The organism is Polaromonas sp. P3_C2 (assembly GCF_056402675.1).
This window is the reverse complement of the sequence record NZ_JBFUGX010000058.1, coordinates 1-10,730: the sequence shown is the minus strand read 5'-3', so window position 1 is coordinate 10,730 and position 10,730 is coordinate 1. Positions and strand designations below refer to the sequence as shown.

9 protein-coding genes are annotated in these 10,730 nt (G+C 63.5%); 6 read left to right on the top strand and 3 right to left on the bottom strand.

The window, feature by feature from the left end; translation table 11 throughout:
- Positions 1-249: hypothetical protein (locus tag AC1DWI_RS04500; protein ID WP_477724441.1), on the bottom strand; the 249-nt coding region annotated here is incomplete at its 3' end.
- 73 nt (positions 250-322) lie between these two features.
- Between AC1DWI_RS04500 and AC1DWI_RS04495 the strand changes: the two genes are divergently transcribed.
- The 6 genes from AC1DWI_RS04495 (at position 323) to AC1DWI_RS04470 (ending at position 9,811) form a co-directional block, all read left to right on the top strand.
- Positions 323-4,528: a YhdP family protein gene (locus AC1DWI_RS04495; protein WP_477724442.1), complete on the top strand. Its 4,206-nt coding sequence runs from the start codon at positions 323-325 to the stop codon at positions 4,526-4,528.
- Between the two features lie 2 nt (positions 4,529-4,530).
- Positions 4,531-5,337, top strand: coding sequence for a carbon-nitrogen hydrolase family protein (locus tag AC1DWI_RS04490; protein ID WP_477724440.1), 807 nt, complete (start codon positions 4,531-4,533; stop codon positions 5,335-5,337).
- A 10-nt stretch (positions 5,338-5,347) separates the two neighbouring features.
- Positions 5,348-7,441, top strand: a complete 2,094-nt coding sequence (locus tag AC1DWI_RS04485; protein WP_477724439.1) for a two-component system sensor histidine kinase NtrB — start codon at positions 5,348-5,350, stop codon at positions 7,439-7,441.
- Positions 7,442-7,451: 10 nt separating this feature from the next.
- Positions 7,452-8,078 carry a response regulator transcription factor gene (locus AC1DWI_RS04480; RefSeq protein WP_457282424.1) on the top strand — a complete coding sequence of 209 codons (627 nt, stop codon included), beginning with the start codon at positions 7,452-7,454 and terminating at the stop codon, positions 8,076-8,078.
- A gap of 110 nt (positions 8,079-8,188) precedes the next feature.
- On the top strand, positions 8,189-9,436 hold the full coding sequence (gene mltA / locus AC1DWI_RS04475) for a murein transglycosylase A (protein ID WP_477670620.1): 1,248 nt from the start codon (positions 8,189-8,191) through the stop codon (positions 9,434-9,436).
- Between the two features lie 36 nt (positions 9,437-9,472).
- Positions 9,473-9,811, top strand: a complete 339-nt coding sequence (locus AC1DWI_RS04470; protein WP_477670621.1) for a hypothetical protein — start codon at positions 9,473-9,475, stop codon at positions 9,809-9,811.
- A gap of 80 nt (positions 9,812-9,891) precedes the next feature.
- Here AC1DWI_RS04470 and AC1DWI_RS04465 read toward each other — a convergent pair whose 3' ends face one another.
- Positions 9,892-10,434: a hypothetical protein gene (locus tag AC1DWI_RS04465; protein WP_477670622.1), complete on the bottom strand. Its 543-nt coding sequence runs from the start codon at positions 10,432-10,434 to the stop codon at positions 9,892-9,894.
- Between the two features lie 110 nt (positions 10,435-10,544).
- Positions 10,545-10,730, bottom strand: a 186-nt coding sequence (locus AC1DWI_RS04460) for a hypothetical protein (RefSeq protein WP_477724438.1), incomplete at its 5' end; no start/stop codon positions are given.

Sequence of the window (10,730 nt, the reverse complement as noted above, 5' to 3'; positions counted from 1 at the left end):
GTCGAGCACCACCAGCCTTTCCATGACCAGCTGGCGAAGCACCCGAAGCGCCGCGCCTGTCGCCATGCCCTGCGCCAGCAGCGCGTCCAGCGCGACCTGCATGGCGGCGCGCACGGGGGCGCCCGCAGGCAGGAGGAGGAGTTGATCAGCGTAGCGGCGGCGGATGCGCTGAACGAACCGTGAATAGTCCGACGCGGCCGGCCCAGCGGCGAGTAAGGTATCAGGGCAGGCGGTTTGAGCGACGGTCATCACACTACTTCACAAAACTTCATGGTTCACTGCCGGGCGAACGCTGGCCCCGGCGGTCATAATTCTCATGTCAATGGAGCCAACGATCCCCAGCCTGCCTACCCCGCCGCCGCAACGACTGCGATGGCTTGCTCTTACCCTGCGCGTGTTGCTGTGGCTTGTTGCCACGGCCTGGGTGCTCTTTGGCCTGACCTGGTTCGTGCTGCATGGCTGGATTGTGCCGCGAATCGGGGAGTTTCGTCCGCGCCTGGAAATAGAGGCCAGCAAGGCTTTGGGGGTGCCTGTTCGCATTGGTGGAATCACCGCACATTCCCAAGGGATGATTCCGTCGTTCGAGTTGCGCGACGTGACCCTGCTCGACGCCCAGGGGCGCGAGGCCCTGCGGCTGCCGGTGATTCTCGGCGCCCTGTCCGCCTCTTCGATCTGGGGGTTGGGCTTCGAGCAGCTTTACATCGACAAGCCCGAGCTGGACATACGGCGAACCGCTGACGGAAAGATCTATGTCGGCGGCCTCGATGTTTCGCAGGACCGGGCGGCCGGCGAGAGCGCCGCTGCCGACTGGTTCTTCTCGCAGACCGAGTTTGTCATGCGAGGCGGCACCGTGCGCTGGACAGATGAAATGAATCCGGCACCACCCCTGGCGTTGACGCAGGTTGACTGGGTGATGCGCAATACGCGGCGGCGCCACCTCATGCGTCTGGATGCCACACCCCCTGCAGAATGGGGTGACCGTTTCACTGTCAGGGGCATATTCCGCCAATCGCTGCTGTCAAGCAGCGCCGGTGATTTTGATGCCTGGACAGGCCAGCTATTTGCCGGGTTCGACCGGGTGGATGCGTCCCGCATCAAACCGTACCTCAACCTGGACGCACTGGGCATTGAGCTGACACGCGGGAATGGCGCGCTTCGCGCTTGGGCAGATATTTCCCAGGGCCGGGTGACTGGCGGCACGGCCGATGTGGCGTTGCAGGATGTAGACGCCCGTCTGGGTGCCAAGCTGCAGCCTTTGGCCTTTGATTTTGTCGCCGGGCGTGTGGGTGGCGGTCAGCGTACCAATGGTTTTGATTTCAATACCGAAGGCCTGCGCTTTCGTACCCGCGACGGCCTGCAGTGGCCAGGCGGCAACGTGGCGCTGGTGCACACAGGGGACGAGGCCGGCGTTGCGCAGCACACCGAACTCAAGGCAGACAAGCTCGATCTTGCAGCGCTCGCACAGATTGCCAATCGCCTGCCGCTTGATGCTCCCGTCCATGGGCTGATCGCTTCATTTGCCCCGAAGGGACTGGTCGAAAGCGTTGAGGCTCGCTGGCAGGGACCGCTGGATGCCCCTGCCGCCTACGCCGCAAAAGGACGCGTCGCCGGGCTGAGTATTGCTGCCCTGCCCGCACCGCCCAGCCCAGCGTCAGTGCATCCCAAGCCTGGCAGGCCGGGAATCAGCGGCGCCACCATTGACTTTGACCTGACGCAAGCGGGTGGACGGGCCGGGGTCAAGATACTCAACGGCTCGCTCGACCTGCCGGGCGTGTTTGAGGATTCGCTGGTGCCGTTTGACCAGCTTTCCGCCGAGACGCAATGGAAGTTTGCGGGCCGGAAAATCGAAGCGCAGCTGAACAACCTGCGATTTGCCAATGCCGACGCGCAGGGAGAAGCGCAAGCCGCATGGCATACCGACGATGTGGTTTCCGGCAAGCCGCCTGCCGGAGATGCAGCAGATCCCCGATTCCCGGGTGTGCTGGATCTGCAGGGCGTTTTGAGCCGCGGTGATGGCGAGCGGGTACACCGTTATTTGCCGCTGGTATTGCCGGACCGGGTGCGCCACTATGTGCGTGACGCGGTCGTGCAAGGCCAGGTCAGCGACGTGAAGTTCAAGGTCAAGGGACCGCTGGCGCAATTGCCTTTCACCAACCCGGCGCAAGGGGACTTCCGGGTGACCGCCAAGGTGCGGAATGGGCACTATGCCTATGTGCCCAAATCCATACAGCCGGCCGGAGCGGCGGGGTGGCCGGCCTTGACTGAACTCAACGGCGAACTGGTGTTTAACCATGCGGCACTTGAGGTCAACGACGTCACCGGCAAGGTCAATGGCCTGCCGGGTTTGCAGCTGGTCAAGGGTAATGCACGTATCCCTGACCTGACCCATGACACCACTGTCGAGGTGAACACACACCTCAAGGGGCCGCTTGCTGATGCGCTGGGGTTCGTCAACCAGTCCCCGGTTGCCGGCATGACCAATCATGTGCTGGCCAAGGCGGTTGCGGCCGGAACGGGCGAATACCGGTTCCGGCTGGACTTGCCTATCCACACGATCGATAAATCCCGGGTGGAAGGAACCGTCACTCTGCCCGRCAATGACCTGCAATTTGGCCTGGATACCCCAGCGCTGACAAAACTCAAGGGCGTTGTGACCGTGAGCGAACGCGGTTTCACCGTGACAGGCGCCCAGGCACGGCTGCTTGGCGGCGACGTCCGTTTTGACRGTGGCACGCGGGTGCAGGCGCGATCGCCCGGCAATGCAGAGCCGGAAAGCCTGGTGGCATTCAAGGCGCAAGGCGTTGTCACCGCTGAAGGGTTGCGTCAGGCCAGGGAGCTCGGCGCGCTTTCGCGCATGGCCCAAAATGCCACGGGCAGCACGGCTTACACCGCCTCGTTGGGTTTTCGCCGTGGCGTGCCTGAGCTGGTTGTCGCCAGCAGCCTGCAAGGCATGGCGCTCAACCTGCCCGCGCCCCTGAGCAAGACCGCAGAAGCGGCATTGCCGCTGCGGTTTGAGAATTCGCTTGTGCCGACCTCCATGGGGCCGGGGCAAAAGCTGGAGGACCAGCTTTCGGTAACCATTGGCCGTGTGGCGTCCGTCATGTATGTGCGCGACGTCAGCGGCAGCGAACCTCGTGTGATGCGGGGCGGAATCGGCGTCGGGCTGGAGCCGGGGGAGACAGTGCCCGTGCAGGAAGCCGGTGTGGCGGCCAATATCAACCTGGCCCACGTGGACCTCGATGCCTGGCAAAAAATACTGGCAGATTCTTCTTCCGGCAGCGCGCTCCAGACACCTCCGCCGGTGGCTGCCACTGCGGCGACCAACCGGGCCGCCGCGAACGCGTCCCTGACTTATCTGCCGACCTCCATGGCCATTCGCGCAAAGGAGCTGGTGATTGAAGGGCGCAAGCTGAACAACGTGGTGGTGGGAGGCTCCCGTGAAGGCCTGACATGGCGTGCAAATATCGACGCGTCGGAGCTCAATGGATATGTCGAATTCCGGCAGCCTGGCGGCATAGGGGCCGGGCGGGTCTATGCGCGGCTTTCCCGTTTGAGCCTGGCGCCAGGTACGGCCAGTGACGTGGAAGCGATCCTGAACGAGCAGCCCGCCAGCATCCCTGCCCTGGACATCGTGGTGGAAGACCTGGAGCTGCGCGGAAAAAAGCTGGGGCGGGTCGAGATCGACGCCGTCAACCGCGGAGCGTCTGCCGCGGCCCGCGAGGGCGTGCGCGAATGGCGCCTGAACAAGTTCAATGTGATCCTTCCCGAGGCGGTGCTGACGGCAACGGGCAACTGGGTGGCGATCAATGCCCAGAGCGTTGCGACAAATGCGCCGCGTGCCGCGCGCGCGGCTGCCGAGCGCCGCCGCACCGTGATGAATTTCAAGCTGGACATCGCCGATTCGGGTGAGCTGCTCAAGCGCTTTGGCATGGGTGAGGTCATTCGCCGTGGCAAGGGCAAACTGGAGGGGCAGGTCGCGTGGATGGGGTCACCTCTCAGCCTGGACTATCCCAGCATGAGCGGACAGTTCAACGTCAATGTGGAGTCGGGGCAGTTTGTCAAGGCTGACCCGGGCATCACAAAACTGCTGGGTGTGCTGAGCCTGCAGTCTTTGCCCAGGCGGCTGACCCTGGATTTCCGGGACGTTTTTTCCGAAGGCTTTGCCTTTGACTTTGTCCGCGGCGACATCAATATCAACCAGGGCGTCGCCTATACCAACAACCTGCAGATGAAGGGCGTGAATGCGGCCGTGCTGATGGAGGGTAGTGCCGATATTGCCAAGGAGACGCAGAACATCAAGGCGGTCGTGGTGCCGGAAATCAATGCCGGTACGGCTTCCCTGATCGCCACAGTCATCAATCCGGCCATCGGCCTGGGCAGCTTCCTTGCCCAGATGTTCCTGCGCCGGCCTTTGATGCAGGCGGCGACCCAGGAATTCCACATTGAAGGAACCTGGTCTGACCCGAAAATCATCAAGGTGGATCGCAAGGCACAGGCTGCAGCAGAGCCTGTTCAGGAGGTTCGTTAACCATGAAGATAGCTGCCATCCAGATGGTCTCAGGTACGCGCGTGCAGGACAACCTTGCCGCAGCCCGCAGCCTGCTTGAGCAGGCTGCGGCGCAGGGCGCCGAACTGGCCGTGCTGCCGGAATATTTCTGCATCATGGGCTTCAAGGACACCGACAAGCTGAAAGTCCAGGAGAGCGTCGGAACGGGCTTGATACAGGACTTCCTGAGCCGGTCGGCGCGTGAGCTCGGCTTGTGGATCGTGGGCGGCACGCTGCCCATGGCCACGTCTGATCCGGCGCGCGCGCGCAACTGTTCGCTGGCCTATGCGCCGACGGGCCAATGCATCGCGCGGTACGACAAGATCCATCTTTTTCGCTTTGCGCAGGGAAAGGAAGACTATGACGAAACGCGTGTGCTGGAGCCCGGCGCGCAGCCCGTCGGGTTTGATCTGGTTTCCCGCGATGGCCATGTCTACGCTGTCGGCATGAGCATTTGTTATGACCTGCGCTTCCCGGAGCTTTACCGCGCGTTGAAGGCCGATGTGCTGCTGGTGCCCAGCGCGTTTACCTACACCACCGGGCAGGCGCATTGGGAAGTGCTGCTGCGTGCAMGCGCCATTGAAAACCAGGCCTATGTCATTGCGGCGGCGCAGGGCGGCACGCATGAAAACGGCCGTCGTACCTGGGGCCACAGCATGCTGGTGGATCCCTGGGGTGAGGTGCTGGCCCAGCAGGCCGAAGGCGCAGGCGTTGTTCTGGGTGAAATCTCCAGCACTCACACGGAAGGTGTGCGAAGCCGTTTGCCTGCATTGAACCATCGTTTCCTATGAGGCCGGCCGCGTGAGGTTTCCGTTTGCCAACGGCGTCAGCCGCGCCAGCAAGCGCTGGTCCCTGTGGGCGCTGCTGGTGGCGCTGCTGGTGGCGTTGCTGGGCATTCTGGTGTGGCTGGCGGGACGGTACGAGTCCAGCATGGTGCAAAGCCGGCTGGAGYATGACGCAGCGGAAGCCGTGACCGACATCCGCTCGGGACTGACGCGCAATATCCAGACCTTGCAGGCACTTCAGTCCAGCGACCGCACGCCGGAGTCGTGGCATTCGTCCGCCGCCGAGCTGCTTCGCGAGCGCCGTGAAATCATGCGGCTTGAATGGCGCAGCGAAGCGCTCGATGTGCTCGGGTTTGTGGAGACGCCCTATCGCACTTCGGTGTTCGAGCGGCTCGGGCGGGGCAGTTTGCAAACCGACGTGGGCCTGACCTGCACCACGGCCCGGCGCCTGAGCGGCGCGGCCTACTCCACCAGTTATTTCATGCCGCAGCGCGATGGCCTGGGTCTGGAGGTGCTCGACATGTGCCTGCCCATCACGGTGTCGGGGCGCCTCACGGGGTATAGCGTGGTCACCTATTCGCTGCAGGACATTCTGGGGGAACTGGTCGGCCGCCAGCTCGCACGGGGCATCGGCCTGTCTTTTACCGAAGCGGACGGCACGCGCCTGGCCCTGCAAGGCGTGCCTTCGCGCGGCAGCCGGATTTATATTGCGCAACAGCTGCTGGACCTGCCCGGCAATACGCTGGTGGTCAGGATGGAAAGCCGGCTGGGCACGCCGGCCCTTTTTCCCAACGTGCTCACCGCACTGGTAACCGCCATGTCACTGGCGCTGCTTGCCGTGTTGTACCTCCTCGCAAGGGATATGCGCCGCAGGCTGAAAGTCGAGCATGACCTCGGCGAGGCCCTGGCTTTCCGCAAGGCCATGGAGGACTCCGTGCTGACCGGCCTGCGCGCGCGCGACCTGCACGGGCGCATCACTTACGTGAATCCGGCGTTTTGCAAGATGGTTGGCGTGGACGCCAAGGACCTGCTCAACCAGAGCTTTCCCTCGCCCTACTGGCCACCCGAACTGGCCGGCGTTTATCAGCAGCGCCAGGAAATCCGGCTGGCGGGCAACAGCCTGCCCAGGGAGGGTCACGAATCGGTGTTCATGCGGCGCGATGGCACGCGGTTCCCCGTGTTGATCATGGAAGCTCCGCTGATCAATGCCGTGGGCAAGCACACCGGCTGGATGAGTGCGATTCTGGACGTCAGTRAACAGCGACGGGTGGAAGAGCTTTCCCGTGCCAGCCAGGACCGTCTGCAGGCCACCGCACGATTGGCGATGGTTGGCGAGATGGCCTCGCTGCTCAGCCACGAACTCAACCAGCCGCTGGCCGCCATTTCAAGCTACGCCACCGGCTCACTCAACCTGCTGCAGGATGGCATGGACCATGACAAGCCGCTGGCAGCGAACGCCAGCTCAGCCATGGCACCGTTGTCGGAAGATTTGCAGCTGGCCATGCGCCGCATTGCCGAGCAGGCCGAACGCGCGGGAAAGGTCATCAAGAGCGTGCATGATTTTGTGAGGCGGCGCGATCAGGTGCGCGAAGCCGTGCAGCCTCGCGCCCTGCTGGACGCCATCATGCCGCTGGTGACCCTTCAGGCACGCAAGCTCGGCGTGCGCGTGGTGATCGAGGTCGACGAGACCTGCACGCCCGTGCTGTGTGACCGCACCATGGTTGAGCAAGTGCTTCTCAACCTCTCGCGCAACGGCATGCAGGCCATGCAGGCTGCGGCCCACGAAGGAGGGGCGGCGGAGGCGGCCCCGCGGGAAAAGGTGCTGACGCTGCGTATCCGTCCGGCCGCATCGAACGCACAGAGCCGCTGGGTGGAATTTTCGGTGACGGATTGCGGTGAAGGCATTTCCAGTGAAGTGGCCGAGCAGCTCTTCACGCCTTTTTTCACTACCAAGGAAGAGGGTATGGGGCTGGGCCTGAGCCTGTGCCGCACGGTGATTGAGCAGCACGGCGGCTTCCTGGGGTTTGAGCCCGGCCAGCCGCGGGGTACGATTTTCAGTTTCACCTTGCCGGCGGCCCTGCCGCATGATGCAGGGGCGCATACAGCCTGAAGGACACAGCATGGAACCCATTCAAAATGCCACGGTTTATATCGTCGACGACGATGCCAGCGTGCGCGACGCGCTGGCCTGGCTGCTGCGCTCGCGCCGCCTGCTGAGCGAAACCTTCGACAGTGCAGAGGCGTTTGATGCGCGCGTATCCCAGCAATTCGCGGTCAAGTCGCCTTCATGTGTGTTGCTGGATGTACGCATGGCGGGCCTGAGCGGTCTGGCCATGTTCGAGAAGCTGATTGCCTACGGCTTGCTGCCCACGTTGCCGGTGATCTTTTTGACGGGCCATGCGGACGTTCCCACGGCGGTCGACGCGGTCAAGCGCGGCGCTTTTGATTTTTGCGAAAAACCCTTTTCAGACAACGCATTGGTAGACCGCATTGAACAGGCGCTGAACCATTCTGCCGGGGCACTGGCGCAGCACAGCGAGTCGACGGGCCTGCAGGCCCGTCTCGACGGCCTGACAGACCGTGAGCGTGATGTGATGAAGCTGGTGGTGGGTGGGTTGCCCAACAAGCTGGTGGCGGACCAGCTTGACATCAGTGTGCGCACGGTGGAGGTCCACCGTGCCAGGGTTTTTGACAAAATGGGTGTCAAGTCGGCGGTGGAGCTGGCCAACCTGCTGCGTAACCTGTAATTGCAGCGCTGTGCCGGGCTTATTTTTTTTCGGGCTCTGCCGGGATCTCTGAGTGGACCGATTCCTTCAATTCGCCATTTTTACGGCCCGAAAACATCGTCCACCACACAATGAACACCAGCAGCAGCAATGCCCCCAGGGCTTCGAGCAAAAGTAGGGCCATGACATTTCCTTGGATTTCAAAAGAGGCTTCGATGCCTGTGCTGCCGTCAATGCGTTCCATGCGGCTTGTCCCAATTATCGCCATGGCGGCGCTGCTTGCTTCCTGCGCAAGCCCGCCCCGGCCGCCTTCGACCGTCCCGGCGGGCGAGCCCACAGCCCCGGGCGTGCGCGCCGGCGATACCGGCCCATTGCCTGCGCCCATGGTGCAGGGGAAAAGCCGCTGGGTCGCGGTCCGCTGGGCCGAGTTGCCCGGCTTCGAGGAAGACGCGCTGTTTGAGGCCTGGAACGCCTGGCTCAAAAGCTGCGAGCGTCCCGGCCCGGGTTTTGCGCCGCTATGCGGCGAGATCCGGCGCCTTAGCATTGCGTCTGCCGATGAGCAGCGCAACTGGATGGTCAGGCGGCTGCAGCCCTATCGGGTGGAGAGCCTGCAAGGCGTAACCGAGGGGCTGTTGACCAGTTACTACGAGCCTGTGCTCAGGGCCAGCCGGCAGCCCGTTGCGGGTTACGAGGTGCCGCTGTACCGTCCTCCCGCATCGCTGGGCAGCCGCAAACCGTGGTTCTCCCGGCAGGAAATCGACACCCTTGCTGAAGCCAAAGCGGCGCTGCGCGGCCGCGAGATCGCCTGGCTGGCCGACCCGGTTGAGGCGATGTCGCTGCACATACAAGGCTCGGGCCGCCTGAACATCACCGAAGCCGATGGCTCACAGCGTGTCGTGCGTGTGGCCTATGCCGGCTCGAACGAGCAGCCGTTTCGCAGCGTGACCCAGTGGCTGCTGGAGCAGGGCGAAGGCCGCATGACGGCGCCCTGGGTGGAGTCCACCAAGGCATGGGTTGCAAAAAATCCGCAGCGCGCGCAGCAAATGCTCTGGAGCAACCCGCGCTACACTTTTTTCCAGGAGCAGCCGCTGAGTGAACTGGATACCGCCTTTGGACCCAAAGGTGCGCAGGGCGTGGCGCTGACACCGGGCCGWTCCATTGCAGTTGACCCGGGAAGCATTCCCTACGGCACGCCGGTGTGGCTGGCGTCCCGTGGCGGTGCGGCCAACCTGCAGAAGCTGGTGCTGGCGCAGGACACCGGCAGCGCCATCGTGGGTGCGGTCAGGGCCGATTACTTTGCCGGAACCGGCCCCGAAGCCGGCCTGCTGGCGGCACGTGTCAACCAGCCGCTGCGGCTCTGGGTGCTCTGGCCGAAGTGAGTGCTCGAAACGTTGGGCAAGCCTGAAGGAGATTCCATGAAACAACTGTCGGCCCGAACCGGGATGGCCTTGGTGGGGGTGACCGGAGCGCTTGTGCTGGCAGCCTGCGCGGCGGGTGGCGGGCCTTCGTCTACCGCGCAGTACCGCTGCGAACACGGCGCTGACTTCAAGGTGAAATTTGTGGACGACACCGCCGTGCTGGATAGCGCCGGCGGCTCGGACCTGCTGTTTCGTGACGCAGGCGGCCAGGGTGCGCAGCAGACGGTGTACAGCAATCCGCGGATGCGCGCCGAGTTTGGCCTGGGCGCCAGCGGCCGTGAGGCGGTGCTGCGTTATTCCTTGCTGCCGCTGACGTCACGCTGCGTGCGCGACTGATTCCCTGGAAAACCTCTTTGCGTTGTTGTGCGGACCTGCCGTGCCACAATCGTTTCACCGCGATTTGTGGGCGGCTTCTTCTAGCGCACGGAGAGGCGGACTTCTACCCTCATGCCGTCCCGACGGGTCGATTGCCGGCTGTCGGCGATGCCGCTGCTGCTGCCGGCGCTCGCATCGTCCGATTCGGCCACGGTGACCCATTCCCCGAGGCGAACGGTTAGCGAGGTGCTGGTGGACGATGAGGACAGGGGAGCCTGCGGCGACGAGCCTGTGCGGCTGGCCTGCCCCGCGGCCAGTTCCAGCTCCACGCTGTCGCCGCCGTACCAGGTGGGCCTGGCTGAAAAGCCGCTGTTGGCCTCGATGAACACGGTGCCGGCCTGGCGCGCCTGTACCAGCCGCAGCGGCTGGCTGTTGCCCAGGTTGATGTTGGCGTTGCGGCCATTGAGCACCAGCACGCGCTGCACCAGGTCGCGTGAATCGCTGCGCTGGCTGTCCTGGGCTGTGATCTGCGCATTGAGGCCCGAACGGCCCGGTTGCAGCACAACACCGCCTTGTGCGCCGAGGGCGCTCTGGGAGCGCAGGCTGCTGCCGGCCTGCCGCACTTCGATCTGCAGGTTGCGCATGGGTAGTGGCTCTGGATTTGCTCCTGAATTGATAGCGGGTTGCGCTTGCAGGACGGGCGCCAGAGCCATAAAAAGCATAAAGGCCAAAGAGGCGGGGCTGGAAAATGGTTTCATGCGGGGCTCCTTGAAGCGTTGTCTTGCAGGTGTTTCATGCGCTGGCCATTGTGCACAGTGGGAGAGCTTGATGCTATTAAATCAATAGCTGATTGCGCCCGTCGGAAAAGGGTTGCAAGCACTATTTTCTTGAATTTTAGGCTGTAGCTCGCGTCAGATGCCCCAACGGCAGCGCGCTGCTG

Coding starts and splice junctions, on each gene's coding strand:
- AC1DWI_RS04480 (WP_457282424.1), top strand. CDS start 7,452: ATGGAACCCATTCAAAATGCCACGGTTTATATCGTCGACGACGATGCC.
- AC1DWI_RS04470 (WP_477670621.1), top strand. CDS start 9,473: ATGAAACAACTGTCGGCCCGAACCGGGATGGCCTTGGTGGGGGTGACC.
- AC1DWI_RS04465 (WP_477670622.1), bottom strand. CDS start 10,434: ATGCGCAACCTGCAGATCGAAGTGCGGCAGGCCGGCAGCAGCCTGCGC.